Origin of the sequence: Ruminococcus sp. RTP21358st1_G6_RTP21358_211008 (assembly GCF_040908885.1) — a bacterium.
GTDB classification, from domain to species: Bacteria; Bacillota; Clostridia; order Lachnospirales; family Lachnospiraceae; genus Blautia_A; species Blautia_A faecis.
Genome location: NZ_JBDGDM010000031.1, coordinates 25,458 through 50,420, shown reverse-complemented (window position 1 = coordinate 50,420; position 24,963 = coordinate 25,458). Strand labels below are relative to the sequence as shown.

General features: G+C 42.2%; 30 protein-coding genes. 23 read left to right on the top strand and 7 right to left on the bottom strand.

The window, feature by feature from the left end:
* A partial coding sequence (locus AB5Z12_RS13080) for a hypothetical protein (RefSeq protein ID WP_368366374.1) occupies positions 1-393 on the bottom strand: 393 nt, incomplete at its 3' end.
* Positions 394-996: 603 nt separating this feature from the next.
* On the opposite strand from AB5Z12_RS13080, the gene AB5Z12_RS13075 reads away from it, so the two are divergent.
* The 11 genes from AB5Z12_RS13075 (at position 997) to rsfS (ending at position 9,445) form a co-directional block, all read left to right on the top strand.
* The gene (locus AB5Z12_RS13075; protein ID WP_148463024.1) at positions 997-2,868 is read left to right on the top strand and encodes a TIGR03960 family B12-binding radical SAM protein; all 1,872 of its coding nucleotides are present in this window, start codon (positions 997-999) and stop codon (positions 2,866-2,868) included.
* On the top strand, positions 2,852-3,562 hold the full coding sequence (locus tag AB5Z12_RS13070) for a TIGR03936 family radical SAM-associated protein (RefSeq protein WP_118580164.1): 711 nt from the start codon (positions 2,852-2,854) through the stop codon (positions 3,560-3,562). The genes AB5Z12_RS13075 and AB5Z12_RS13070 overlap by 17 nt, the downstream gene beginning before the upstream one ends.
* A 20-nt stretch (positions 3,563-3,582) precedes the next feature.
* A complete protein-coding gene (locus tag AB5Z12_RS13065) occupies positions 3,583-4,815 on the top strand; it encodes a ribonuclease E/G (RefSeq protein WP_256143996.1) in 1,233 nt (410 codons plus the stop codon).
* A 219-nt stretch (positions 4,816-5,034) separates the two neighbouring features.
* Positions 5,035-5,340 (top strand): 50S ribosomal protein L21, encoded by a 306-nt coding sequence (rplU, locus tag AB5Z12_RS13060; protein ID WP_118580170.1) that lies wholly within the window; start codon positions 5,035-5,037, stop codon positions 5,338-5,340.
* A 12-nt stretch (positions 5,341-5,352) separates the two neighbouring features.
* Positions 5,353-5,676 (top strand): ribosomal-processing cysteine protease Prp, encoded by a 324-nt coding sequence (locus AB5Z12_RS13055; protein ID WP_148463023.1) that lies wholly within the window; start codon positions 5,353-5,355, stop codon positions 5,674-5,676.
* A gap of 5 nt (positions 5,677-5,681) precedes the next feature.
* The gene (rpmA, locus tag AB5Z12_RS13050) at positions 5,682-5,969 is read left to right on the top strand and encodes a 50S ribosomal protein L27 (protein WP_015542711.1); all 288 of its coding nucleotides are present in this window, start codon (positions 5,682-5,684) and stop codon (positions 5,967-5,969) included.
* A gap of 63 nt (positions 5,970-6,032) precedes the next feature.
* Complete coding sequence (gene obgE / locus AB5Z12_RS13045) at positions 6,033-7,325, top strand: GTPase ObgE (protein WP_118580176.1); 1,293 nt, start codon at positions 6,033-6,035, stop codon at positions 7,323-7,325.
* Between the two features lie 36 nt (positions 7,326-7,361).
* Positions 7,362-7,655 (top strand): ribosome assembly RNA-binding protein YhbY, encoded by a 294-nt coding sequence (yhbY, locus tag AB5Z12_RS13040; protein ID WP_118580179.1) that lies wholly within the window; start codon positions 7,362-7,364, stop codon positions 7,653-7,655.
* Positions 7,656-7,674: 19 nt separating this feature from the next.
* On the top strand, positions 7,675-8,274 hold the full coding sequence (gene nadD / locus AB5Z12_RS13035; RefSeq protein WP_118580325.1) for a nicotinate-nucleotide adenylyltransferase: 600 nt from the start codon (positions 7,675-7,677) through the stop codon (positions 8,272-8,274).
* Between the two features lie 2 nt (positions 8,275-8,276).
* On the top strand, positions 8,277-8,882 hold the full coding sequence (gene yqeK, locus AB5Z12_RS13030) for a bis(5'-nucleosyl)-tetraphosphatase (symmetrical) YqeK (protein ID WP_118580182.1): 606 nt from the start codon (positions 8,277-8,279) through the stop codon (positions 8,880-8,882).
* A gap of 194 nt (positions 8,883-9,076) precedes the next feature.
* Positions 9,077-9,445 (top strand): ribosome silencing factor, encoded by a 369-nt coding sequence (rsfS, locus tag AB5Z12_RS13025; RefSeq protein WP_118580185.1) that lies wholly within the window; start codon positions 9,077-9,079, stop codon positions 9,443-9,445.
* 68 nt (positions 9,446-9,513) lie between these two features.
* Here the strand turns inward: rsfS and lexA are convergent, their stop codons facing one another.
* Positions 9,514-10,134: a transcriptional repressor LexA gene (gene lexA, locus AB5Z12_RS13020; RefSeq protein ID WP_148463022.1), complete on the bottom strand. Its 621-nt coding sequence runs from the start codon at positions 10,132-10,134 to the stop codon at positions 9,514-9,516.
* A 233-nt stretch (positions 10,135-10,367) separates the two neighbouring features.
* Here lexA and AB5Z12_RS13015 point away from each other — a divergent pair, with 233 nt between their 5' ends.
* The 12 genes from AB5Z12_RS13015 to AB5Z12_RS12960 all read left to right on the top strand — a co-directional run bounded on the left by AB5Z12_RS13015 (position 10,368) and on the right by AB5Z12_RS12960 (position 21,003).
* Complete coding sequence (locus tag AB5Z12_RS13015) at positions 10,368-11,783, top strand: HlyD family efflux transporter periplasmic adaptor subunit (protein WP_368357284.1); 1,416 nt, start codon at positions 10,368-10,370, stop codon at positions 11,781-11,783.
* Positions 11,784-11,817: 34 nt separating this feature from the next.
* Positions 11,818-12,522 (top strand): YggS family pyridoxal phosphate-dependent enzyme, encoded by a 705-nt coding sequence (locus tag AB5Z12_RS13010; RefSeq protein WP_173735553.1) that lies wholly within the window; start codon positions 11,818-11,820, stop codon positions 12,520-12,522.
* Between the two features lie 15 nt (positions 12,523-12,537).
* Positions 12,538-13,167 carry a cell division protein SepF gene (locus AB5Z12_RS13005; RefSeq protein WP_173718928.1) on the top strand — a complete coding sequence of 210 codons (630 nt, stop codon included), beginning with the start codon at positions 12,538-12,540 and terminating at the stop codon, positions 13,165-13,167.
* A gap of 5 nt (positions 13,168-13,172) precedes the next feature.
* A complete protein-coding gene (locus AB5Z12_RS13000; RefSeq protein WP_173718938.1) occupies positions 13,173-13,925 on the top strand; it encodes an RNA-binding protein in 753 nt (250 codons plus the stop codon).
* Between the two features lie 29 nt (positions 13,926-13,954).
* Positions 13,955-15,046 carry a 3-dehydroquinate synthase gene (gene aroB / locus AB5Z12_RS12995; RefSeq protein ID WP_173718927.1) on the top strand — a complete coding sequence of 364 codons (1,092 nt, stop codon included), beginning with the start codon at positions 13,955-13,957 and terminating at the stop codon, positions 15,044-15,046.
* Positions 15,047-15,052: 6 nt separating this feature from the next.
* Positions 15,053-15,601 (top strand): signal peptidase II, encoded by a 549-nt coding sequence (lspA, locus tag AB5Z12_RS12990; protein WP_173735554.1) that lies wholly within the window; start codon positions 15,053-15,055, stop codon positions 15,599-15,601.
* Positions 15,602-15,658: 57 nt separating this feature from the next.
* Complete coding sequence (locus AB5Z12_RS12985; RefSeq protein ID WP_173735555.1) at positions 15,659-16,573, top strand: RluA family pseudouridine synthase; 915 nt, start codon at positions 15,659-15,661, stop codon at positions 16,571-16,573.
* 106 nt (positions 16,574-16,679) lie between these two features.
* Positions 16,680-17,318, top strand: a complete 639-nt coding sequence (locus AB5Z12_RS12980; protein WP_173718924.1) for an AAA family ATPase — start codon at positions 16,680-16,682, stop codon at positions 17,316-17,318.
* A 252-nt stretch (positions 17,319-17,570) separates the two neighbouring features.
* Positions 17,571-19,010: an AI-2E family transporter gene (locus AB5Z12_RS12975; RefSeq protein ID WP_173735556.1), complete on the top strand. Its 1,440-nt coding sequence runs from the start codon at positions 17,571-17,573 to the stop codon at positions 19,008-19,010.
* A 1-nt stretch (position 19,011) separates the two neighbouring features.
* The gene (gene dtd, locus AB5Z12_RS12970) at positions 19,012-19,458 is read left to right on the top strand and encodes a D-aminoacyl-tRNA deacylase (RefSeq protein ID WP_173735557.1); all 447 of its coding nucleotides are present in this window, start codon (positions 19,012-19,014) and stop codon (positions 19,456-19,458) included.
* Positions 19,459-19,744: 286 nt separating this feature from the next.
* Positions 19,745-20,800 carry a tyrosine-type recombinase/integrase gene (locus tag AB5Z12_RS12965; protein ID WP_148463018.1) on the top strand — a complete coding sequence of 352 codons (1,056 nt, stop codon included), beginning with the start codon at positions 19,745-19,747 and terminating at the stop codon, positions 20,798-20,800.
* 65 nt (positions 20,801-20,865) lie between these two features.
* A complete protein-coding gene (locus tag AB5Z12_RS12960; protein ID WP_368357286.1) occupies positions 20,866-21,003 on the top strand; it encodes a DUF6783 domain-containing protein in 138 nt (45 codons plus the stop codon).
* 45 nt (positions 21,004-21,048) lie between these two features.
* Here AB5Z12_RS12960 and AB5Z12_RS12955 read toward each other — a convergent pair whose 3' ends face one another.
* The 5 genes from AB5Z12_RS12955 to minD all read right to left on the bottom strand — a co-directional run bounded on the left by AB5Z12_RS12955 (position 21,049) and on the right by minD (position 24,958).
* A complete protein-coding gene (locus tag AB5Z12_RS12955; protein WP_118580215.1) occupies positions 21,049-21,468 on the bottom strand; it encodes a twitching motility protein PilT in 420 nt (139 codons plus the stop codon).
* A 156-nt stretch (positions 21,469-21,624) separates the two neighbouring features.
* Positions 21,625-22,680: a D-alanyl-D-alanine carboxypeptidase family protein gene (locus tag AB5Z12_RS12950; protein ID WP_227200939.1), complete on the bottom strand. Its 1,056-nt coding sequence runs from the start codon at positions 22,678-22,680 to the stop codon at positions 21,625-21,627.
* A complete protein-coding gene (locus AB5Z12_RS12945; protein ID WP_148463016.1) occupies positions 22,677-23,837 on the bottom strand; it encodes an FtsW/RodA/SpoVE family cell cycle protein in 1,161 nt (386 codons plus the stop codon). Before AB5Z12_RS12945 ends, AB5Z12_RS12950 begins: the two co-directional genes overlap by 4 nt.
* 4 nt (positions 23,838-23,841) lie before the next feature.
* The gene (gene minE, locus AB5Z12_RS12940) at positions 23,842-24,084 is read right to left on the bottom strand and encodes a cell division topological specificity factor MinE (RefSeq protein ID WP_118580224.1); all 243 of its coding nucleotides are present in this window, start codon (positions 24,082-24,084) and stop codon (positions 23,842-23,844) included.
* Positions 24,085-24,175: 91 nt separating this feature from the next.
* The gene (gene minD, locus AB5Z12_RS12935; protein ID WP_148463014.1) at positions 24,176-24,958 is read right to left on the bottom strand and encodes a septum site-determining protein MinD; all 783 of its coding nucleotides are present in this window, start codon (positions 24,956-24,958) and stop codon (positions 24,176-24,178) included.
* Positions 24,959-24,963: the final 5 nt, after the last annotated feature.

Below are 24,963 nucleotides of genomic sequence, written 5' to 3'. Positions count from 1 at the left end.
TTTTTCCAAAACAGAATATTTTTTTATTTGAAAGAAAAGTTCATAATCACCGGTATCTGGTTCAAAACGATCCTTTATAAAGACACGCAGAAAGCGGTATGCCGAAGCAGCCGTATTTTCATTTTTTTGATTGATGCATGCCAAAAGAGCATTCAGGTATTCTGCATCGATATCGTCAACCGCCCGCTCCTTATCCGGAAGGCTGGGTTCAATGACATTGAAGATCATCCAGTAGTAGTAAGCAGCCGTACTGCTGCTGGTTGAATTCGAAAGACATTTGTTCTGGTACCAGCTCTCCAGGTAATTAACAAAAGTAGTTGCAGCAGGTTCGTTCCTTTTCTCTTTTTTCATTGTTGCGGCTGTAACAGCCATTTCTTTTGATTCTTTTCTCATTCTTTTTTCCTTTCTGCCATCATTGGCTAAGCATTTAACTATATTTCAGTTATATATTGTCCGATTTTCGCTCAGAATCCGATCTTTTATGAAAATTTTTGACAAAATTCTAAAAAAATGACATATTAATCCTGTAAGGTGGATGTCCATACAAAGAAATATATTTATAGAATACTTACACATTTAGTATGTAATATTTTTAAGAATGGTTATTTAAGAAAGGGTTTTCCAGGAAAGCAGATAACCACAAAGAAACAAGTACCCCGACATTTTTTGACAGAAACAAAAAATATGACATATTAGTATTGAAAAAAAGAATCTTGTAAAAAAGGAGTGACAGCAGACTATTTTCACCAATTTTCACCATTTCCACAAAAGCACACGATTTCTCTTGAATTTCTGAAATGACCTGTATTATAATAGGATAATTAACGGCATATACCACAGCCGGTACCGCAGTGACCAAATGCCGTTTTCGGGGTAAAAATAGGTTCAAAAATGAGCATTATTTTTCCCACTTATTCAGAAAAAAAGTCACTATCCAAATCTAAACAGAAGAAGTTCTGTATTTGGCAAATAGTGACAAATTGCGAAAGGAAAAGAATGAGAAAATTAGCACTTAGTGATGAAATATTGCTCAGTGTTGACAAAGCAGCCCGCTATATCGGCGGGGAGGTCAACTCTGTGATGAAAAATTTAGACGGGATAGATGTCCGTGTGGCGTTTTGTTTTCCGGATGTCTACGAGATCGGCATGTCCAACCTTGGTATGATGCTTCTTTATAATATGTTCAATAAACGCCCTGATGTCTGGTGTGAGCGAGTTTATTCCCCATGGCTTGATCTTGATAAGCTTATGAGAGAACAGAATATCCCGTTATTTGCCCTGGAGTCCCAGGATCCTGTCAGGGATTTTGATTTTCTGTGCATCACACTTGGATATGAAATGTGTTATACTAACGTACTCCAGACACTGGATCTTTCCCAGATTCCACTGAAAGCAGCTGACCGTGACGAATCATGTCCTATTGTAATCGGAGGCGGTGCGTGTGCATATAATCCAGAGCCATTAGCAGCCTTTTTTGACCTGTTTTATATTGGCGAAGGAGAAACTGTGTATGATGCGCTTTTTGATGCATACAAGGCCAATAAGGAAGCCGGAGGCAGCAGGGAGGAGTTCCTTCTGAAGGCAGCTCAGATTCCGGGAATTTATGTTCCGGCATTTTATGATGTCACATACAAAGAAGACGGTACAATTGCATCCTTTGCACCAAATCGTCCGGGAGTTCCCGAGAAAGTCCAAAAGCAGCTGATCGTAGATATGGATAAAGGATATTGCCCGATTGAAAAACCGGTTGTTCCTTTTATTAAAGCTACACAGGATCGTGTCACTTTGGAAATCCAGCGTGGATGTATCCGTGGCTGTCGTTTCTGCCAGGCTGGTATGATCTACAGACCTCTCCGTGAACGTGATGTAGAAGAACTGAAGGAATCTGCAAGAGCTATGCTGAAGAATTCCGGTCATGAGGAAATTTCCCTCAGTTCCTTAAGTTCCAGTGATTACACCCATCTGGAAGAGCTGGTAAACTTCCTGATCGACGAATTTAAATCTGCAGGTGTTAATATTTCCCTGCCGTCACTTCGTATTGATGCTTTTGCCCTGGATGTTATGAGCAAGGTTCAGGATATTAAGAAAAGCAGCCTTACTTTTGCCCCGGAAGCTGGTTCCCAGAGACTTCGTGATGTAATTAACAAAGGACTTACCGAAGAAGTGATCCTTCACGGTGCGCATGAGGCATTTGTTGGAGGATGGAACCGTGTGAAGCTTTATTTCATGCTTGGGCTTCCTACTGAAACAGAAAAAGACATGAAGGGAATTGCTCATCTTGCAGAGCGTATTGCAGAAGAATATTACGATACCGTTCCAAAGGAAAAACGCCATGGAAAGGTTCAGATCGTAGTCAGCACATCCTTCTTTGTGCCAAAGCCATTTACCCCATTCCAGTGGGCTCCAATGTATACAGAACAGGATTTTATTGACAAGGCAAAAGTAGTAAAAGAAGAAATCCGTGCACAGCTGAACCAGAAGAGTATTAAATACAACTGGCATGAACCGGATGTAACCACACTGGAAGGCTTCCTTGCAAGAGGTGACCGCCGTGCTTCTGAAGTTATCTTAAAAGCCTATGAAAAAGGCGCCCTTTACGATGCCTGGTCAGAAAGCTTCCGCTACGACATCTGGAAAGAGGCTTTTGCAGAAACAGGAATTGACATTGAATTCTACACACTCCGAGAGAGAAGCACAGATGAAATCCTCCCATGGGATTTCATAGATGCAGGTGTTACCAAGGAGTTTCTGATCCGTGAGTGGAAACAGGCAAAAGGCGAAGTGGTTACACCAAACTGCCGTCAGAAATGTGCAGGCTGCGGAGCAAGACGTTATGAAGGAGGCGTATGTTATGAAGGTAAGAATTAAATTTACGAAAGAAGGGCCTATGAAATTTGTAGGACATCTTGACACCATGCGCTACTTCCAGAAAGCCATCCGCCGCGCAGAGCTTCCAATTGCTTTTTCTGGAGGTTACAGCCCTCATATGATCATGTCCTTTGCTGCCCCTCTTGGAGTTGGCGTTACCAGTACAGGGGAATATTTCGATATGGAGCTTACCGCTACGATTCCTACTGATGAAATCTGTCAACGTCTTAACAGCCAGATGGTAGATGGTATTCATGTTTTAAGTGCCCGCCAGGTGGAAGATGGAAAAGCGAGCAAGGCAATGTCCCTGGTGGCAGCAGCTGATTATCTGGTGGAATTTCGTCCTGGAAAAGCACCGGCAGATGGATGGCAGACAAGAATTACGGAGTTTTTAAAGCAGCCTGAGATCCTTGTTACAAAAGAAACCAAAAAAGGCGAAAAACAGGTAGATATCCGACCTTTTATTTACAAAATGAATTTACAGAATGACAACCGCATTTTCTTAAGTCTTGCTTCTGCAAGTGCCAACTATACCAAACCAGATGCTGTAATGGATGCATTTACCAGCTGGCTTGGACAGGAGCTTCCGGAATTTGCCTGCATGATTCATCGTCTGGAAGTATATGCAGATCTTGGAAATGAGAAAAAACATAAATTTGTATCGTTGGAATCCCTTGGCGTGGAAGTTCAATAAACTTAAAACAGGTGAATCAAGTGACGAAATTAATTCTAACAACCATGGAACTTTGCGGTAACAAATGTCATGCCTGTGCAATCGAGGAAGAAGGTCAGATTATGGAGCTTCGCCTGGAGGCAGCCGCCCGACAGTCCATTCTCGGAAATATTTATGTAGGACAGGTGGAAAATATTGCTTCTAATATCCAGGCAGCATTTGTTCTTATTGCACCTGGAGTACGCGGTTATTTTCCTCTTCAGGAAGCAGAGCAGGTTATCTATGCCTCCGGGAAAGCACCTGGCAGTCCCTTGCGTCCGGGTGACCAGATTCTGGTGCAGGTAAGCCGTGATGCCATGAAGGGCAAGCTGCCCGCACTGACTGCAAACTTAAATTTTACCGGTAAGTATCTGGTGCTCACCACAGGAGAAAAAAAGTTCGGACTATCCGGTAAGCTCTCTGGTTCAGAACGCCACACTTTATCCGGCTGGCTGGAAGCAGAGGCTGCACGTCCGGATAAGGAATATGGCCTGATTGTCCGCACCAACGCAGCCCAGGCTGAAAAGGCTGAAATCCTTCAGGAACTTTCTTATCTGAAATCACTGTATGAAAAAGTTGCTGTCAACGGCAAAAGCCGCAACTGTTTCAGCCTTCTCTACGAAACAGAACCGGTTTACCTTACCACTCTCCGTGATATTTACAGCGAAAATCTCACAGACATTGTAACAGATGATCCTGAAATTTTTCAGCAGATCACTTCTTATTTGAAAGAAACAAGTCCGGAGGAAGAAAGCAAAGCCCGTTTTTATCAGGACAAGCTTCTTCCGTTATACAAGCTTTCCCGCATGGAAAACGCGCTGGATGAGGTTCAAAAGGAAAAAATCTGGCTGAACAGCGGCGGGTTTATTGTGATCCAGCAGACAGAAGCCTTTGTCTCCATCGATGTAAACAGCGGGAAATTTACCGGAAAGAAAAAAGCCGAAGAAACCTATCGCAAAATCAATCTGGAAGCAGCTAAGGAAATTTCACGACAACTGCGGCTTCGCAACCTGTCCGGAATTATTCTTATTGATTTTATCAATATGACAAACCCAGATCATAACAACGAGCTTTTTCATGTATTGCAGAAATATCTGAGGAAGGATCCGGTGAAATGTAAAGCCATAGATATTACACCGCTTCACATTCTGGAGATGACACGAAAGAAAGTCAGAAAACCGGTAATAGAGGAGATCAGGCAGATAAAGTCAGGAGATTTTTCAAACACTCTCTAAGTAAAACTATAAGAAATTTCTTTTTCGTATTTTCGAAATTATTATAAGCAGCAAACCCGAAATATGGATTTTCATTTTTATTTTTTTACAATTTTTTTCGCAAAACCTCTTGACGAAACCAAATCTCCCTGTTATTATAATCGAGTATGCCGCACAAAGAGGTTTAAGAGTCGAGAGACCACCATATTTGGCGAGTAAAGTCTATAGGAGGTGCCACAAATGTACGCAATTATTGCAACAGGTGGTAAACAGTACAAAGTTGCTGAAGGCGACGTAATCAGAGTTGAGAAGCTCGGAGTTGAAGCTGGTGAAACCGTTACTTTTGATTCTGTAATTGCAGTTAGCAATGACGGATTAAAGGTTGGAGAAGACGTTAAGGATGCCAGTGTTACCGCTTCTGTAGTTGAGAACGGAAAGGCTAAAAAAGTCATCGTTTACAAGTACAAGAGAAAAACTGGATATCACAAGAAAAACGGTCACAGACAGCAGTACACCAAAGTTAAAATCGAAAAGATCAACGCTTAATCAGGTGCTGTTATGATCAATATTACAGTTAAGAAGAGAAAAGGCTCTTATCTGGATTTTCTGTCCAAAGGACATGCAGGCTATGCCGAAGAGGGACAGGATATTGTATGTGCTGCCGTATCAGCCTTGATCATTACTACCGTGAATTCTCTTGAGGAATTTACGGAAGAGCAGATTGAAGCGGAAGCGGATGAGGGATATGTATCCATCCATTTTAAAACAAATCCGAATACTGAGCGTGGGAAACTGCTTATGGATTCCCTGATTCTTGGATTAACAGAAATTGAGCATAGTTATAACAATCGATATTTGACAGTAAGAGTCAAGGAGGTGTAACAACAATGATGAAGATGAACCTTCAGTTATTCGCACATAAAAAAGGAGTTGGTTCCACAAAGAACGGTCGTGATTCCGAGTCCAAGAGATTAGGTGCGAAGAGAGCAGACGGACAGTTTGTTAAAGCCGGCAACATCCTTTACAGACAGCGCGGAACTAAGATCCATGCAGGCGAGAACGTAGGATGCGGAAAAGACTATACATTATTTGCACTGACCGATGGTGTTGTAAGATTCACCAGAAAAGGCCGCGATAAGAAACAGGTTTCTATCGTACCAGTAGAGGCAGAGTAATTCGTAGAGCAGGAGGCTTCAAATCTATAAAGGTTTGGAGCCTTTTCTTATAAAGGAGATTTAATGTTCGCAGACAGAGCTACCATATATATCCGTTCCGGTAAGGGCGGCGACGGCCATGTAAGCTTCCGCAGGGAAAAATATGTACCTGACGGCGGTCCGGATGGCGGCGACGGCGGCAAGGGCGGAGACGTCATTTTTGAAGTTGACGAGGGACAGAATACCCTCGGTGATTACCGTCATAAAAGAAAATATAAGGCAGAAGACGGTCAGGAGGGCGGCAAAAAGCGCTGCCACGGTGCCGACGGTGCCGACATTATATTAAAGGTACCGGAAGGTACTGTTATCATGGAGGCTGAATCCCGTAAGGTAATTGCAGACATGTCCGGTGACAATCGTCGTCAGATCGTTCTGCGCGGTGGACGCGGCGGTAAGGGAAATCAGCATTATGCAACCCCTACCATGCAGGTTCCCAAATATGCCCAGCCTGGACAGCCTTTTCAGGAGCTTGAAGTGCTTCTGGAGCTAAAGGTGATCGCAGATGTAGGACTGGTAGGTTTTCCTAATGTTGGTAAATCTACATTTCTCTCACGTGTTACAAATGCGAAACCGAAAATTGCCAACTATCATTTCACAACCTTAAGCCCGAACCTTGGTGTTGTAGATACTGAGAATGGCGGTTTTATCATCGCAGATATCCCTGGACTGATCGAAGGTGCTTCTGAAGGAGTCGGTCTTGGTCATGAGTTCCTTCGCCATATTGAGCGTACCAGAGTTCTGGTGCACATTGTGGATGCAGCTTCCACAGAGGGACGAGATCCTATTGATGATATTTATAAGATTACCAAAGAACTGGAGAAATACAATCCGGAAATTGCAAAGCGTCCTCAGGTAATTGCAGCCAATAAAGTGGACTGTATTTTTGACGACGGTCAGGAGAATCCTGTAGACAGACTTCGCAAAGAATTTGAACCAAAAGGTATCAAAGTATATCCCATTTCTGCAGTTACCGGACAGGGTGTACGCGAGCTTCTTTTCCATATCAAGGAACTTCTGGACAGTTGTCCGAAGAAAGCAATCGTATTCGAGCAGGAATTCTTCCCGGAAGATATGCTGATCAATGAGAGCCTTCCATTTACCGTACAGGTTGATGAGGAAGATCCCTCTGTATTTATCGTAGAAGGACCACGTATCGAGAAAATGCTTGGTTATACCAATCTGGATTCTGAGAAAGGCTTCGCCTTTTTCCAGCGTTTCCTGAAAGAGGGCGGCATTCTGGATGAACTGGAAAACGCCGGTATTCAGGAGGGTGATACGGTTCGTATGTATGGATTTGAATTTGATTATTATAAATAAATAGCAGCTATTCAGCAGGTATTCAGGAGATAAATTATGACAAGTAAGCAAAGAGCATATTTAAAAAGTCTGGCAATGAAAATGGATGCCATTATCCAGCTTGGCAAGGGCGGTCTTACACCGGAGAACACCAAGGCTGTTGACGAAGCACTTGCAGCGAGAGAGCTGATTAAAATCAGTGTGCTTCAGAACTGTCTGGAGGATCCTAAGGAAATGGCACAGGTTCTTGCAGAGCGCACCCATTCCCAGGTTGTACAGGTGATCGGTAAGAAGATCGTATTATACCGCGAAGGTAAAAAAGAGAAAAAGAAAATTGAACTGCCAAAATAATCGAAAAAAAATCGGGATCATGGGCGGTACCTTTGATCCCATCCATATGGGACATCTGATCCTGGGTGAGCAGAGCTATGAGCAATTCCAGCTGGATAAGGTTCTGTTTATGCCTTCCGGCAACCCGCCTCATAAACGGGACCGTGCTGGCAGAGCCTCTGATAACCAGCGTGTGGATATGGTCCGGCTTGCAATTGAAGATAATCCCCATTTTGAGTTGTCTCTTGCAGAAATGCACGAGACCGGGTATACCTATACCTATCGCACTCTGGAAGAGCTAAAAGAATACAATCCGGACACAGACTATTATTTTATCATTGGTGCAGATTCTCTTTTTGCTTTTGACGAATGGATGGAACCAGAGCGGATCTGTCGGGCCTGTACTCTTGTGGTGGCTGTCCGGGATCATGCGTCCTACGCTGAACTGAATCGGGAAATCCAGCGTCTTTCTGCAAGGTACAACGGAAATTTTGCCCTTTTGGATACTATGAATATTGATGTGTCCAGTCATCAGATCCGTCAGTGGATTTCAGAAGAAAAAAGTCTGAAATATTACGTCCCGGATAAGGTGATTTCTTACATGAAAGAGAATGGAATTTACAGAAAGAAGGAAGTCTGACCATGGCAGATTACGATTTTGCAAAAATTGAAAAAAAACTTTCCAAATACCTGGATGAGGATCGTTTCCAGCATACCATGGGCGTTATGTACACCAGCGCATGTCTGGCTATGGTCCATGGATATGATATCAAAGATGCACAGGTGTCCGGTCTTCTTCACGATTGCGCCAAATGCATTCCCAATAAGAAAAAACTGAAGATGTGCAGCGAACACAATATTCCGGTTTCCGATTTTGAGAGAAGTCACCCGTTTCTTCTCCACTCCCGTCTTGGAGCTTATATTGCTCACGAGAAATATGGGATTGACGATCAGGAGATTCTTTCTGCCATCAATTATCACACAACTGGCAGACGTGAAATGAGTCTTCTTGAAAAGATTATTTATATTGCAGATTATATTGAGCCCATGCGTTATAAAGCAAGCCGTTTACCGGAAATTCGCAAACTTGCGTTTGAAGACCTGGATGAGTGTATGTATGAGATCCTAAAAGATACCCTGGAGTATCTGGAAGAAGATTCTGCCGATGATATTGAGCCAACTTCCAAGGAGGCTTATATTTATTATAAAGAATTGCATAATAAGCGTAATAACGTATCTGATAATTAATACTCCGCATATACTGGCGACTATTTTTACTATTTACAATTAACATTCTACGAGATGCGAGATATTTCGCACGAGCGAAGGCCAGGTACCACCTGACAGAGGATATTATTTCACTTTTAAAGCCTTTTGTTCTCGCAGGAATTTAAAATAATATTAGGTCAGTATAAGCATTATTAAGAAAGGAGCAGATCAGAATGAGTACAGTAAGTACAGAGAAAATGATGGCACAGATTGCCTGCAAGGCAATTGATGATAAAAAGGGACAGGATATTAAGATAATTGATATTCATAATGTTTCTGTAATTGCAGATTATTTCGTAATCGCAAGCGGTACAAACTCCAATCAGGTTCAGGCGATCGTCGATAATGTGGAGGAGCAGCTTGGACGCGCTGGCTTTGAGGCGAAGCAGATTGAGGGAAACCGCAATTCCAGCTGGATTCTCATGGATTACGGCGATGTGATCGTGCATGTGTTTGATGAGGAAAACCGACTTTTCTATGATCTGGAGAGAATCTGGAGAGATGGAAAGGTTCTGGAGATGGATGCGTTTTTAGAGAAATAAAAAAGTCCCCTTTGGTAAACAATTGTCTGGAAACAGCAATTGTTTGCTAAAGGGGAAATTTTTTATGACTATTGGTAAAAACGCATGACACCAAATACTTTACCCAGAATCTGGATTTCTCCTGTAATGATAATGGGATCCATAGTGTCATTCTCTGGCTGAAGGCGGTAGTAGCCCTTCTCCTTATAGAAGGTCTTCACTGTGGCAGAGTCCTCTACCAGGGCAACTACAATGTCGCCGTTATCTGCAGTTGGCTGCTGCTTTACCAGAACCTGATCACCATCGAAGATTCCTGCATTGATCATGCTGTCGCCTTTTACCTTCAGCATGAAGCTCTGTTCATTGGGCATAAATTCTGCCGGGATGGGGAAGTAGCCATCTACATTCTCTACAGCCAGAATAGGCTGTCCGGCGGCTACAGTACCTACAAGCGGAACATTGACCACTTCACGGCGGACAAGATTGAAATTGTCATCAATGATCTCTATGGCTCTTGGCTTCGTGGCATCGCGGCGGATGTATCCGTTCTTCTCAAGAGCTTCCAGATGGGCATGAACAGATGATGTAGACTTCAGATTTACAGCTTCACAAATCTCACGAACTGCTGGCGGGAATCCGCGGTTCAGAATCTCACTTTTAATATATTCTAAAATTTCCTGCTGTTTTTTGCTGATTTTACCATATGTCATAAGAGTTTTCCTCCGAAATTCATTCAACTTTTTCTTATCATACCATATTTTTCTTAATTAAGCAAACAGATATTCTGAAAATATGTTCGTTTTTTGATATGCAGGCTGTTCACAGCTTCCAGCTTTGTTCACACACTTTTCGTTTTCTTTTCCTTGTGTTCACCGGCAAAAAATGGTACAATTGTTTGGTATGAAAATTCAGAGCCCGACTCAAAAACAAAGGGGGAATCCGCTTGTCCGAGAAGAAATCTAACAAGCCTGGCAAAACGGCAGGACTTTTTGTCCAGTTAAAGAACATATTCGGACTGAATATTGCCACCGTTGCTTTTGGTGTATTGTTATTATATATGATTTTTACTGCATTTTTACTTGTAACCTCCACACATATCGAATCTTACCAGGTTACCACAGGTCCTTTGTCGCGAAACGAGACCTACACTGGTATTTCTCTTCGGGAAGAGAGTGTTTTTAAGGCAGAATCCTCCGGTTATGTGAATTATTATGCCCGGGAGGGAAGTAAGATCAATGCCAACGGTGCTGTTTACGGATTAAGTTCCGGAAAAATTGCAGAAACCAAGTCTGCATTGACTGCTGATGAACTGGAGAAGATCCGCAGTTCTATGCTCAGCTTTTCCAAAGGATTTTCCGGAAGTAAATTTAACAACACTTACAGTTTTAAGAACCAGCTGGAGGGAAGCATCCTTCAGTATGAGGGAATTTCCACTGACGGGAATGCAGATTCACAAGTAGTGACCATCGGCGGACAGAATATCTGTAAAGCCCAGGAAGACGGCATTATCCTCTATTCTATGGACGGCTATGAGAATAAGACTGTGGAAAACATTACAGCAGAAGATTTTGACCAGACTTCTTACCATGAAACGGATCTGAAGACATCCGAAAAGGTGCAGGCCGGAGATAACATTTATACAAATATTACCAGCGAATTATGGAGCCTGATCATTCCACTAAGCGACAAACAGGCCGCCAAGCTGGAGGGACGTTCCACCATTCGTGTGAAATTTCTCAAGGATGATATGACACAGAGCGGCGATTTTTCCATCATAAAAATCGATGGTGACAAATATGGAAAAATCGACTTCAGCCGCGGTCTGATCCGCTATGCATCTGACCGTTTTCTGGATATTGAACTGGTTACCAATACAGTAACCGGTCTTAAGATTCCCCTTTCCGCTATTGAATCCAAGGATTTTTACGTGATTCCGGCAGAATATGCCACAACTGATCCTGACAGCGGAAGTGTAGGCTTTAACAAGATTTCCAAAGATTCCAGCGGAAATAACGTAAGAACCTTTATCAATGCTACAATCTACGGTAAAGTTAAAATTGAATCAGATGATGATTCTGCTGATGAAGCTTACAATTATTACGTGGATAGAAGCGCTTTTAAAGAAGGAGATGCTATTGTAAAAGATGACTCCAACCAGTGCTTTATTGTAGGGGAAACAGATTCTCTGGAAGGCGTTTACTGCATCAATCAGGGGTATGCGGTATTCCGTCAGGTAGACATACTGGATCAGAATGAAGAATATGCCATTATTTCCAGTAATACATCCTACGGACTTTCCCGTTATGACCGTATTGCCAGAGACTCCTCCCAGGTAAAAGAACAGGATATTCTCTACTAAGTTTAACATATACTATTTTTAAGGAGGCTTATAAATGTTAGCTGAAAATTTACAGCAGGTAAATGCAAATATTGAAAAAGCCTGTGCTGCTGTTTCCCGTGACCCAGGTGAAGTCACACTGGTGGCAGTAAGCAAGACCAAACCGGTCTCCATGCTTCAGGAAGCGTATGATGCCGGTGCGCGTGTTTTTGGAGAAAATAAAGTCCAGGAGATCATGGATAAATATGACCAGCTACCATCAGATATCCAGTGGCACATGATCGGTCATCTGCAGCGCAATAAAGTAAAATATATTATTGACAAGGTTGCCATGATCCACTCTGTAGATTCCCTTCGCCTTGCCCAGACCATCGAGCAGGAAGCTGCAAAGAAAGATCTTGTTATGCCAATTCTGCTGGAAGTTAATGTAGCAGAGGAAGAAAGCAAATTCGGATTAACGACGAATGAAGTGCTTCCTCTTCTTGAGAAAATCAGCATATTTTCTCATATAAAAGTAATGGGGCTTATGACCATTGCCCCATTTGTGAAAAATCCAGAAGAAAATCGTGAAATTTTTCGCACATTGAAGAAATTAAGTGTTGACATTAATGCAAAAAACATTAATAATGTTAACATGAGTGTTCTGAGTATGGGTATGACCGGAGATTATCAGGTTGCTGTCCAGGAAGGCTCAACCATGGTACGTGTGGGAACCGGTATTTTTGGTGAACGAAATTATGCCACACGGCAAGAAGATTAAGATTGGAGATTGAAAATGAGCGTTTTTGATAAATTATTAGATTCTATTAAACTGAATGATGACGATTATGATGAAGATAATTATTTAGATGAGGATCTGATGGACGATGAAGAGGGAGATTTCTTTGATGACGATCCTATGGATGACAAGCCTAAGAAGAAATTCTTCGAGAAATTCGGTCGTAAGAAAGAGGACGATTTGGCTGACGAAGATACTTCCTTTGACGAAGAACCTGTACATACAGCAGCACCAAAGACTGCTGCCAAGGCTCCTGCGAAACAGCCAGCTGAGAAGCAGCGCCCTGTAGCTTCTTCCAAAATCACTCCGATGAGAAGCAGCCGTCGTGCGAATCAGGCTTCTTCTATGGAGGTTTGTGTGATCAAACCTGCTTCCATGGAGGACACCCGGGAGATTGCAGACACACTTCTTGACAATGCAACTGTAATTCTGAATCTGGAGGGTATTGATGTAGAACTTGCACAGCGTATTATTGATTTTGCATCTGGCGCATGTTATTCCCTGAATGGTTCCCTTCAGAAGATTTCCAGCTACATCTTCGTACTTGGTCCGTCTTCTGTAGATATCACTGGTGATCTTCAGAATATTCTTGGCGGCGCTACACCTTCTGTAAGAGCCGGTTATTGATTTTTATGGATAAGGATGAATTTTTACTTAAGAGAATCCGGGAGCTGGCAAATCTCTCTTACCAGAGAGATATTGTCACCTTTACGGATTTTCTTAACTTAAATGAACAAAATATGCTTGCTTCCCTTAAGCTTCACCAGATGGGCGTAGAGGTAAAGCTTTTCGGTGGCTATGAGCATGCAGAACGGCAGATGGCAGCTTTTTTCCCCGGAGGTCTTGGTTTTTCCTGGGATTATCCTATTGACTGCCTGAAAATAGAGCCCAAGGCTCTTCGTTTTTCTGAGGAGCTTGGACATAGAGATTATCTTGGAGCGCTCCTGAATCTTGGCGTTGACCGCAGTGTAGTTGGTGATATCCTCATCAAGGATAAAGAAGCCTGGTTTTTCTGCCTTCATAAAATGTCTGACTTTTTTATTGAAAATCTTATCCGGGTAAAACATACTACCGTGCTGGTTTCCAGAGTAGAGCAGGCAGAAGAGATTCCGGAACCTGAATTTGAAATGATAAATGGCACCTGCGCTTCTGTAAGGCTGGATGCTCTCATCGGGCTGGCTTTTCAGACGTCCAGAAGCAGCATGGTTTCTTTTATTGAAAGCGGTCTTGTGTTTGTAAACGGCAAACTGATCACCTCCAATGGATATGAGCCAAAAGAAGGCGATATTATTTCCGTTCGCAGCAAAGGACGCTTTATCTATGATGGTGTATCCAGACAGACAAAGAAAGGACGCCTTGGTGTCCGCATTCGAAAATACGTATAAACAATAATACATTTGGAGAGGATTTAACTATGGCAGAAGAAAAATTACTTGTAAAACGTGACGGGGAGTTCTGTTATCCCATTTATTTTGAAAATGACTTTTCTTTTCTTTCACAGGCCCTAACAGACGAAGGTCTTGCAGGGAAAAGCATGTGTATTGTTTCAGATTCCACAGTAGCACCTCTCTATGCAGACCAGGTGAAAGCAGAGCTTTTGAAAGTATCCGATCATGTATGCCAGTTCACTTTCCCCGCAGGAGAAGCACACAAGAATCTTGATACCGTACAGGATCTTTTCCAGTGCCTTATTGAGAATGGGCTTGACCGCAAAAGTCTGGTGGTTGCTCTTGGAGGCGGAGTAACAGGAGACTTATCCGGCTTCGGTGCTGCAGCCTATCTTCGCGGAATTGATTTTATCCAGATTCCTACCACGCTTCTGGCACAGGTTGACAGCAGCGTAGGCGGTAAGACCGGCGTTGATTTCAGACAGTTTAAAAATATGGTAGGCGCTTTTCATCAGCCCCGCCTGGTTTATATGAATATGGCCACCTTGCAATCCCTCCCTGAGCGCGAATTTGGCTGTGGAATGGGTGAAATCCTAAAGACCGGACTAATTTGCGATAAAGGCTTTTTCGACTTTGTATGCGCAAATTACAAGGTCATCCGCACTATGGATCCAGAAATGCTTGCCGTTATGATCCGAAAATGCTGTGCCATCAAAGCCGGGGTTGTAGAACGGGATCCCAAGGAGCAGGGCGAGCGCGCTCTTCTTAATCTTGGCCACACCATAGGACATGCAGTCGAGAAGCTGATGAACTTTAACCTTCTCCATGGTCAGTGTGTGGGAATCGGACTAGTTGCCGCAGCTGCCATTTCCAGGGAAAGAGGTCTCCTCACAAATGGTGAATACGAGCAGATCTGCCATAGCCTTGAGCTTTACAACCTGCCTTTGTATGTGGAAGGACTTTCTCCCATGGACATTCTTGCAGCTACCAAAAAGGACAAAAAAATGGAACAGGGACAGATTAAATTTATCCTTATGGATGGTCTTGGAAAGACTTTTATTGACAAGACAGTTACGGATCAGGAGCTTCTTGTGGGAATTCACGCCATCTGCAGGTAATCTATCATGGAAAATAAAACAGCTTCAGACTACAATGACCTTCCACTAAAAGCACCTAAATTAAAAGGAATTCTGCTTATCCTTTTTCTGGTGCTTCTGGATCAGGGAACAAAGTATCTTGCAATTAGATATCTGAAAGGAACCTCCGGGATTTCTCTTATTGATAGTGTGTTAAACCTTCGTTACCTTGAAAACAGAGGCATGGCATTTGGCCTTCTCCAGAATAAGATCCTTTTTCTGGTGCTTATCTGTATTGTGTTTTTTATGGCTATTATATATCTTTTTATAAAAACACCTGCAACTGTTTATTACAGACCACTGCTTTATACAGCGGCAATTGTGTTCGCTGGAGCAATGGGGAATTTTATAGACCGTGTTTTCCGTGGATATGTGGTAGATTTTATTTATTTTTCCCTGATTGATTTTCCCACGTTTAATGTGGCAGATATTTACGTGACCTGTGGGATCACAGTGATGGTATTTCTTATGTTTTTCCGTTATAAAGAAGAAAATGATTTTGACTTTCTGAAACCGGGGAACAGATCTGCCAGGTAAATTGATTTGTCTGATTTTTCATATACCGCGTAATTGAGAGAGGAGTTTTACTGATACATGGAGCAATTGGAATTTACAGCAACCGAAGATGAAGCAGGAGTGCGCATAGACCGCTGTCTTTCCGATAAATATGAGGAACTTTCCCGTTCTTATCTTCAGAAGCTTCTGAAAGAACAAGGTGTTACCGTCAATGGGAAAGCAGTAAAAGCAAACTACAAAATACAGGCAGGGGATCTGGTTCAGACAACCCTGCCTGATCTGACTGAACCGGATATTCTTCCGGAAAATATCCCTTTGGACATTTTGTACGAAGATGATGATGTACTGGTGATAAATAAGCCCAAAGGAATGGTAGTCCATCCTGCAAACGGCCACACCAGCGGAACTTTGGTAAATGCTATTATGTACCACTGTCAGGGCAATCTGTCCGGTATTAACGGCGTTATGCGCCCTGGAATCGTCCACCGTATTGATAAGGACACTACAGGAGCTCTTCTTGTATGCAAGAATGACACGGCTCACCGTGATCTGGCCAAGCAACTGAAAGCGCATACCATCAAGCGGCGTTACCGGGCTATTGTAGCAGGTAATCTTAAGGAAGATGAAGGTACTGTGGAAGGCCCGATTGGCCGTCACCCAATTGACCGGAAAAAAATGGCGATCAACTACAAAAATGGAAAAGACGCTGTCACCCATTATAAAGTCCTGGAACGTTTCGGGAATGCGACTTATATCGAGTGCCGCCTTGAAACCGGTCGTACCCATCAGATCCGTGTACATATGACCAGCCTTGGACATCCTCTTCTTGGCGACGAGATCTATGGCTCAGGCAAAAATCCCTATCATCTTCAGGGACAGACTCTTCATGCCATGGTTTTGGGCTTTGTTCACCCAAGAACAGGAGAGTATATGGAGTTTTCTGCACCTTTGCCAGAATATTTTCTCGATTTGTTAGAAAAATTAAGAAAATAGTTGTCAGTTTACCCTGATGTAGTGTATAATAATCTTACAAAATTCCTATGAATTGCCAGTCACGAAGTGAACAGTAACAAAGGAATTGCAGAAGGGAGTGGCAGATATGAACAATACAACAAGTTCAATTATTACCATCGGACGTGAATATGGAAGCGCCGGCAGGCAGATTGGTCAGGAAGTAGCCAGATATTTTGGAATCAAGTGTTACGACAAAGAGCTTCTGGAGCATGCTGCAAACGACAGCGGTATTTGCAAGGAATTATTTGAGAATCATGACGAGAGGCCAACTAACAGCTTCCTGTATTCTCTTGTAATGGATACTTATTCTTTTGGATATTCTTCTGCTGGATTTACAGACATGCCTATGAACCACAAGGTTTTCCTGGCACAGTTCGAAGCCATCAAGAAATTAGCTGCTGAAGGTCCCTGTGTTATGGTAGGGCGTTGTGCAGATTATGCTCTTGCAGATAATAAAAACTGCTTCAGTGTTTTTGTTCATGCTGATCTGGACTGGAGGATCAAGCGTATTGCAGGCAAATACAATAAGACACCTAAAGAAGCCAAAGATATGATCACCAAGACAGATAAGAGCCGTGCAAGCTACTATAATTACTACACCAATAAGAAATGGGGTGCAGCAGCGGGCTACAGCTTAAGCATTGACAGCAGTGTGCTTGGTATCGAAGGTGCTGCCCAGGCGATTATCAATACCATACATATTTTTGATGACCTTAAGAAATAATATACAGAATCATGTGTAAATAAGGAGTTCTCGAAAGAGAGCTCCTTTTGTAATTTGTTGCATCTCAATTCCTGTTTTCAAACGCCATCGCCACTTTATATTTTTTTAATAAGACATTGAGACAAAACTGTGTTATAATAGATGGAAATCGCTGTTAAATAAATAACAGTGCAGACACTTATTGGTTACTGTACAAACAGCAGGCAGTAACACATATTTTGCATTCATGTTTCAGGAGGACGATATTAGAATATGAAATTACGCTGGGACAATCAACATGTTCGCTGGGGAGTAACTTCTTTCCTTGTAATCGCAGCCAGTATGCTCTTTTATTATGGTGTTTTCCATATGAAGACACTGATTACAGGAATCCAGACATTTCTGGGGATTCTCACACCTATTGTTTATGGTGTCGTGATCGCCTTTTTACTGACCCCTGTATTAAATTTCCTGGAGAAAAAAATTATTTATCCGCTTCTTGCCAGGAAAGAAGTATCAGTAGGAAAGAAGGGGCGCAAGGCAATTCGGTGGGCATGCGTAATTTTATGTATGTTTCTCTTCCTTGCTCTTATTTATGCCCTTATTATGATGATTCTACCGGAACTGATCCGAAGTATTATGGGTCTGATCTACAGTTTTCCAGCCTATGTGAAGGTTATTCAGAAATGGCTGCAATCTTTCATTGAGAAATGGAATCTGAACAGTGATGCACTGGACACTTTGAATCAGTCCATCACCACAGCTCAGGACTACCTGACCACGAATATCCTTCCGCAGATGCAGGAAATGCTAAAAAATATTTCCGCGGGTGTGTTTGAATTAATTAATTTTCTGAAGAATTTCCTCATCGGAGCTATCGTTTCCCTGTACCTGATGGCAGATAAAGAGGGATTCATTGCCAAGGCAAAAATGCTCACCTACGCAATTTTTAATACCCAGCATGCGAATTTTATCATCCATTCCATGCGTTTTACCAATAAAACCTTTATCGGATTTTTCAGTGGTAAGATTTTGGATTCTGCCATCATTGGCGTATTGTGCTATATTGGTATGAACTTTTTGAATATGCCATATATACTTTTGATCAGTGTGATCATTGGTGTAACCAACGTAATTCCATTTTTTGGACCTTACCTCGGAGCAATCCCAAGTATTTTTCTCATCTTGTTGGTGGATCCGCTGCAGGCTATTTATTTTGCAATTTTTATTCTTGTTCTCCAGCAATTTGACGGCAATATTCTTGGACCGAAGATTCTTGGTGATTCCACAGGACTTTCCAGTTTTCTGGTCATTGTCGCCATCCTTATTGGCGGTGGAATCTTTGGAATCCCAGGTATGATTATTGGCGTTCCTGTTTTTGCAGTACTTTACGCAGCACTTGGCAGACTAGTCCATATCAGCCTGATTTATAAGCAGGTTCCAAATGAGGAGCAAAAATACACCAACATTGACTGTCTGGATCCGGAAACACATGAACCCGTTCTTTTCCCGGAAGAAGAGCCGAAGAAAAGGGAGACGCCCAGACGCACTGCAATGTTGAAATTTACCCTTACTTTGTTAAAAACGATCCAGAAAATTCTGACTACAATCTGGACCCTTATAAAAAAATATTCTGTGATAATTTATCAAAAAGTCAGACAATTGATAGAAGAGTACAGACAGAATCAAAACAGTAAAAAGGACGGAAATTAACATGCGGCTTTTAATACAACGTGTAAATCATGCAAGCGTAAAAGTAGATGGTGAAGTTATCGGAAATATTGGGAAGGGCTTTCTTGTACTGGTCGGCATAGGTCAGAATGATACCAGGGAAGTTGCAGACAAATATATGAAAAAAATGCTAGGACTTCGAATTTTTGAAGATGAAAATGGCAAAACAAACCTTTCCCTGGCAGATGTAAATGGGGAGCTTTTGATGGTTTCGCAATTCACATTATATGCCAACTGCAAAAAAGGAAACCGGCCAAGCTTTATTGAAGCCGGTGCGCCAGAACAGGCAAATGAACTTTATGAATACATGCTAAAGGAGGCTGCAAAAGTTGTTCCAGTTGTTCAGCATGGTATTTTTGGCGCTGATATGAAAATTTCACTGGAAAACGATGGACCGTTTACAGTGATGCTGGACGAATCGATCATGTAAAATTAACAGCAATTGTAACGAAACCGGCCAAGGCTATATTGAAGCCGGTGCGCCAGATGTTCAGAATCGTCTGTGACTGCATAATGAATGCAGTCGAACCATCAATTATATTTTAACATTTAATGAAACCAATTATATTTTAACATTTAATGAAACCTTGAAAAACGCCGAAAACAGCCAGAAGAAGTGGCTGATTCGGCGTTATACCACTCATCTAGATCTATACGACAAACCCGAGTTTTTCATATAGATTGGTATCATTATTACTTCTAAAGGAGAATCTTTCATGGATAAAAAAGTCACCTACCACGAACAGACTGACGTCGAAAATACCTTGCGGCTTCGTGATGTTCTAAAAACCTTGCCGCCATTTTGCAAGGATTTCTTTCGTGCCATTGAACCTCGTACCACAACTAAAACCAGAATTTCCTATGCATATGACATCCGCATTTTCTTCCAGTTTCTTCTGGAACAAAATCCAGCCTTCAGGGACTGGTCTATAGATGCCTTTACAGTGGATGTCCTGGATCAGATCACAGCTGTTGATCTTGAAGAATATGAAGAATATCTGAAAGTTTACCAGGCCGGGGATAAAACGGAAACCAATGGCGAACGTGGTCTGAAGCGAAAAATGTCCTCATTGCGAAGTTTTTATGCATATTATTTTAAACGTGAAATGATTCACACAAATCCTACCGTCCTTGTGGACGTTCCAAAGATTCATCAGAAAAGTATCATTCGCCTGGAAGCTGATGAAGTTGCCTTGCTGCTGGATTATATTGAGCACGGCGGGGACGACCTTACCGGTCAGAAAAAGGTATATTATGAAAAAAACAAAGACCGTGACCTCGCTCTCGTTACTCTTCTGCTCGGAACAGGTGTTCGTGTTTCTGAATGTGTAGGTCTTGACATAGAAGACGTAGATTTCAAAAACAATGGAATCAAGGTTACTCGAAAAGGTGGAAATGAAATGGTTGTATATTTCGGTCCTGAAGTAGAAAAAGCTCTGAAAAACTACCTGGAAGTACGCAAGAACATTATTCCTGTAGAAGGCCACGAACACGCTCTCTTCTACTCTACCCAGCGCAAACGAATTGGTGTCCAGGCCGTTGAAAACCTGGTCAAAAAATATGCCCGCCAGGTTACCACCACCAAGAAAATCACCCCTCATAAACTCCGCAGTACCTACGGCACCGCCCTCTACCAGGAAACAGGCGATATTTACCTTGTAGCGGACGTTTTAGGCCATAAGGACGTGAATACTACCAAGAAGCATTATGCAGCCTTAGACGATTCCAGACGGCGTCAGGCAGCCACTGCTGTAAAGCTGCGTGAAGATTAACATCTGCTTCACACGTACAATTGTTGTAATCACCGCATTTAATTCACATAATATTATTATTGTAAATCAATTCAAAACTTTCTGCAAAATCTCCCTCAAAGTGGAGCGTGCAGATTGTAGGAATGATTTTTCAAACACGCTCTAAGGCGCAGCTCAAAAAAGGACATGACCCACAGTCGAGTCATGTCCTTATGTACCTCTAATTTGGTTTTACTGAATTTATAGCTGCAATATCATATTATCCGAGATTATAATGCTACTGCAATCTTATCCTGTAATGCTTCCGGAATCTCTTCTTTGTCAAGCGAAATACTTACAACTATTGAAATTCCATATTTCTCACCGATCTTGTCCAGCTGATCAAGTGTATCTGTAACATCAGCGTCTTCCAACTTGGAAACCTTGAGGAAACTGTCCAGATAAATCTGCTCAAGATCATGATCCTGAGAAATAATACCACAGATGAAACCTACGAATTCATCTGCATTCTTCAATGGATAAGAGGAGACGTCGATAAGACGTACCTTATTGTTAAGCTCATACATATGTTTGGTACTCTTGTCAAGGTAAACAATGCTTCCGTTGGCTTCTTTCACCGCACCGTTTACTCTGTCTAAGAGCACTTTTGTTTTGCCTTTGCCTTTCTTTCCTACGATCAGTTCAACCATGATGTTTTCCTCCTTAGACAATATGATATTAAATTTTTACCAAAACCTTGTTTAATATGTTTCATATTATAGTATAATTTTTCTAAATTTTCAAGAGTTTTTTTAATATTTCTGTCTATTTTTCTCAATTGTGGCTACGATTCATAAACAGACTGACTAGTTTATATTCTGCAAAAGGGACGACATCTGCTCATAAAGCTCGTCTTTTGTGGAGGCACCCATTACAATGGAAATGTACGGCTTTCCATAAGCATTCTGGCTCAGCAACGCCAGACAGTTGCCTGCATTGTCCGTAGTACCTGTCTTTCCACCTAGAATAGTCACATTCTTAGGAGGGGTAGCTTCTCCTGTGAGATAATGGTCTGTGGCAAGTAATGTGGTACTTGCACTGCTTCCGTCCGCATGAGTATATTCTACGGTATAAGATCCGGACTGTGTGATCTGAGTAAACTCCGGATAATTCAAAGCTTCCTTTAGCATCAGATAGATATCATAGGGAGTGGTATAATGGTTTTCGTCCTGCAGACCATGAGGATTGGTAAAATGAGTTCCGGTACAGCCAAGTTCCCTGGCATAACTGTTCATCATCTCCACAAACCCCTCTGTAGAACCACCCACATGCTCTGCAATAGCCGCTGCTGCATCATTACCCGAATAAACCAACAGACAATGAAGAAGCTGATCAAGAGTCACCTGGTCACCTGCCCAAAAGCCGCAAACCTGTGAACCCTCCTCCAGATTCAGATTCTCCTGTGTAATGGTTACTACATCATCCATATTTCCATATTTCAGTGCCAGCATAGCTGTCATGATCTTGGTGATACTTGCTGGATATACCTTTTGAAGTGCCTGCTTGGAATAAAGCACCTTTCTGTCATCCAGATCCAGAAGAAGTCCTTTCTGGTTTTCCCCAAGGGAAACACCATCCATCGGAACATCTGATACGACCACACACAGATTCTTGGCAAAACCATCAGCTCTCAGGCTGTCTAAGTCTGTAATTCCACCAGAAAACTCTCTGGAAGCTACATATGCCTCCTCCAGCTTATCAAAAACAGTTCCATTTCGGAGAACATAAATTGCACCGATCCCAGTACCGCCAAGTACAACCAAAAGCAACAGCAAAAGAACAGTATTTCTGATCCTCTTTCTTCTGGAACTTCGAAATCTTGCCTGTTTACGTCTTGAGTTCTTCTTTTTTGCGGCTGTCATAAATATTCCTCTTTCTTATCAATTTCTTTTCTCTTAAGTTCTTTATTATAAGTACTGCTCTGCAGACCTACATTCATCACAAGCCCCATACCAATAAACAAGCTGACCAGGGAAGTCAGACCATAACTTACAAAAGGAAGAGGCGTACCAGTATTAGGTGCCAGTCCAGTAGCAACGCAGATATTTAAAAAACTCTGTATAGCTACGACACTTCCAATTCCGCAGCAGATAATCTTCCCGGCCAGATCCTTTGCCCTAAGGCTCATCCTGATACATTCAACTGAAATCAACAGCAATAATACGACCAAAGTTGTACATCCTATAAATCCATACTCCTCTCCGGCAACCGCGAAGATAAAGTCAGTCTGGTTCTCTGCAACAAAGTTTCCAGCATTTACAGAAGAAACCTGGTCATCCCCGGTAAGTTTTTTTCCAACCAGTTCTCCGGAGGCAATCGCCGTCTTCGAGTTATTCTGCTGTTCAATATCCTCCTGGTATTCCTCGTTTTCCGGGTAAAGGAAAGACATAATACGCGTTCTCTGATAATCCTTGATCAGGGTCTGATCCGGCTGTACAACAATGGACAAAAATATGATCAAAAGGGGAACCGCGATCAGAATCGCACCTCCGATGATCTTGTAACTCAGTCCTGCTATATACAGCAGAATACAGAAAATAATGGTTACCGTAATGGTATTTTTCATATCCGGCTGTGCATAAATAAGAGCCAATGGAACAGCCAGAAGGAGCACTGATTCTGCCAACACCCTGAAAGTATTGATATCATCTTCATGATCCATAAAAAACTTGGCAAAAAACAGAATAATAATAACCTTGGAAAGCTCGGTAGGCTGAAAACGGAAACCACCGATATCCAGCCATCTGGACGCACCTCCTGCCTCACTTCCGAACAATCGTACACCAATAAGCATAAGCAGATTAAAACCATACATGATCCACTGGAAATTCAATATCCAGGAATAATCCATTAACGATAAGATCACCAGCAACACAAGCCCCATCACAACGCCCAAAAGCTGTTTGTTTCGAAGATCTGGAGACGCACTTGCTACCAGCTGCACTCCAAACAGACTGATCGCAGTCAGAAGGATCACTAGTTTAAAATTGTAAAAACGTAGCTTATACTGTTTAATCATAAATTTATCTGTCCTTTTTCGTCAACACAGGAATATACGCCATTAAAACAGGCGGTTCCTGTGATATCTGTATTTTCACTTTAGTTTCCTCTATGGTCACATACTTCTTTACTGTATGTACCAGGTCACTTTTTAACATTTTCATCATCTGTGGAGAGCATTCTATGCGTTCTGAGATAAGAAGAAGTTTCATCCTGTCGCGAGCATATCCTGCTGAACGCCTTCTTTCATTTAAAAAGGTCTTCATGCAAAATCCCTCCATTCCAGAGCATTAGTTGACATAACATTATTACAAACAACCAACATGCTATTTTGCGTAACTAATTATTACCTGAATATCAATGTCTTTTAAACAGTCTTGAAAACATACCTTTCTTCTGTCTGAGTTCTGCAAAGGGAACTTCCTCTCCCATAAGCCGTTTGCAAATATTTTGGTATTCCTCCTCCGCCTGAGAATTTTTACCAGAAAGAGGCTCACCCTGATTGGTTGCTATCACAATCTGTTCGTCATCTAAAAGAGTTCCAATCAGATCTACAGCCAGAATCTCTGTCACATCATCCACAGACATCATATCTCCCCTGGCGATCATGTCAGGACGAAGACGGTTGATGATCAGATGGATATCCCGCAGATCATTTGCTTCCAAAAGCCCAATGATACGATCCGCATCGCGAATTGCAGATACCTCCGGTGTCGTCACTACAAGAGCTTTATCTGCACCTGCAATGGCATTCTTAAATCCCTGCTCAATTCCAGCCGGACAATCCAGCAATATATAATCAAACTCTTCTCGCAGATCATCCGTCAGTTTGATCATCTGTTCCGGTGATACGGCAGTTTTATCCTTGGTTTGCGCAGATGGCAGCAGATAGAGCTCCGGATGGCGCTTGTCTTTGATCAGAGCCTGTTTCAGACGGCAGCTTCCATTCACCACATCTACCAGATTATACACGATCCGGTTCTCCAACCCAAGCACAACATCCAGATTACGAAGACCAATATCCGTATCCACAACCACGGTTTTCTTTCCCATCATAGCCAGACCAGTTCCTATATTGGCAACTGTAGTGGTTTTTCCTACACCGCCTTTTCCGGATGTAATGACAATGACTTCACCCATTTCTT

Excerpts from the sequence above, each read along its gene's own strand:
- AB5Z12_RS13075 (WP_148463024.1), top strand. The coding sequence starts at position 997 with ATGAGAAAATTAGCACTTAGTGATGAAATATTGCTCAGTGTTGACAAA.
- AB5Z12_RS13070 (WP_118580164.1), top strand. The coding sequence starts at position 2,852 with ATGAAGGTAAGAATTAAATTTACGAAAGAAGGGCCTATGAAATTTGTA.
- rplU (WP_118580170.1), top strand. The coding sequence starts at position 5,035 with ATGTACGCAATTATTGCAACAGGTGGTAAACAGTACAAAGTTGCTGAA.
- AB5Z12_RS13055 (WP_148463023.1), top strand. The coding sequence starts at position 5,353 with ATGATCAATATTACAGTTAAGAAGAGAAAAGGCTCTTATCTGGATTTT.
- rpmA (WP_015542711.1), top strand. The coding sequence starts at position 5,682 with ATGATGAAGATGAACCTTCAGTTATTCGCACATAAAAAAGGAGTTGGT.
- obgE (WP_118580176.1), top strand. The coding sequence starts at position 6,033 with ATGTTCGCAGACAGAGCTACCATATATATCCGTTCCGGTAAGGGCGGC.
- yhbY (WP_118580179.1), top strand. The coding sequence starts at position 7,362 with ATGACAAGTAAGCAAAGAGCATATTTAAAAAGTCTGGCAATGAAAATG.
- nadD (WP_118580325.1), top strand. The coding sequence starts at position 7,675 with ATGGGCGGTACCTTTGATCCCATCCATATGGGACATCTGATCCTGGGT.
- yqeK (WP_118580182.1), top strand. The coding sequence starts at position 8,277 with ATGGCAGATTACGATTTTGCAAAAATTGAAAAAAAACTTTCCAAATAC.
- rsfS (WP_118580185.1), top strand. The coding sequence starts at position 9,077 with ATGAGTACAGTAAGTACAGAGAAAATGATGGCACAGATTGCCTGCAAG.
- lexA (WP_148463022.1), bottom strand. The coding sequence starts at position 10,134 with ATGACATATGGTAAAATCAGCAAAAAACAGCAGGAAATTTTAGAATAT.
- AB5Z12_RS13010 (WP_173735553.1), top strand. The coding sequence starts at position 11,818 with ATGTTAGCTGAAAATTTACAGCAGGTAAATGCAAATATTGAAAAAGCC.
- AB5Z12_RS13005 (WP_173718928.1), top strand. The coding sequence starts at position 12,538 with ATGAGCGTTTTTGATAAATTATTAGATTCTATTAAACTGAATGATGAC.
- AB5Z12_RS13000 (WP_173718938.1), top strand. The coding sequence starts at position 13,173 with ATGGATAAGGATGAATTTTTACTTAAGAGAATCCGGGAGCTGGCAAAT.
- aroB (WP_173718927.1), top strand. The coding sequence starts at position 13,955 with ATGGCAGAAGAAAAATTACTTGTAAAACGTGACGGGGAGTTCTGTTAT.
- lspA (WP_173735554.1), top strand. The coding sequence starts at position 15,053 with ATGGAAAATAAAACAGCTTCAGACTACAATGACCTTCCACTAAAAGCA.
- AB5Z12_RS12985 (WP_173735555.1), top strand. The coding sequence starts at position 15,659 with ATGGAGCAATTGGAATTTACAGCAACCGAAGATGAAGCAGGAGTGCGC.
- AB5Z12_RS12980 (WP_173718924.1), top strand. The coding sequence starts at position 16,680 with ATGAACAATACAACAAGTTCAATTATTACCATCGGACGTGAATATGGA.
- AB5Z12_RS12975 (WP_173735556.1), top strand. The coding sequence starts at position 17,571 with ATGAAATTACGCTGGGACAATCAACATGTTCGCTGGGGAGTAACTTCT.
- dtd (WP_173735557.1), top strand. The coding sequence starts at position 19,012 with ATGCGGCTTTTAATACAACGTGTAAATCATGCAAGCGTAAAAGTAGAT.
- AB5Z12_RS12965 (WP_148463018.1), top strand. The coding sequence starts at position 19,745 with ATGGATAAAAAAGTCACCTACCACGAACAGACTGACGTCGAAAATACC.
- AB5Z12_RS12955 (WP_118580215.1), bottom strand. The coding sequence starts at position 21,468 with ATGGTTGAACTGATCGTAGGAAAGAAAGGCAAAGGCAAAACAAAAGTG.
- AB5Z12_RS12950 (WP_227200939.1), bottom strand. The coding sequence starts at position 22,680 with ATGACAGCCGCAAAAAAGAAGAACTCAAGACGTAAACAGGCAAGATTT.
- AB5Z12_RS12945 (WP_148463016.1), bottom strand. The coding sequence starts at position 23,837 with ATGATTAAACAGTATAAGCTACGTTTTTACAATTTTAAACTAGTGATC.
- minE (WP_118580224.1), bottom strand. The coding sequence starts at position 24,084 with ATGAAGACCTTTTTAAATGAAAGAAGGCGTTCAGCAGGATATGCTCGC.
- minD (WP_148463014.1), bottom strand. The coding sequence starts at position 24,958 with ATGGGTGAAGTCATTGTCATTACATCCGGAAAAGGCGGTGTAGGAAAA.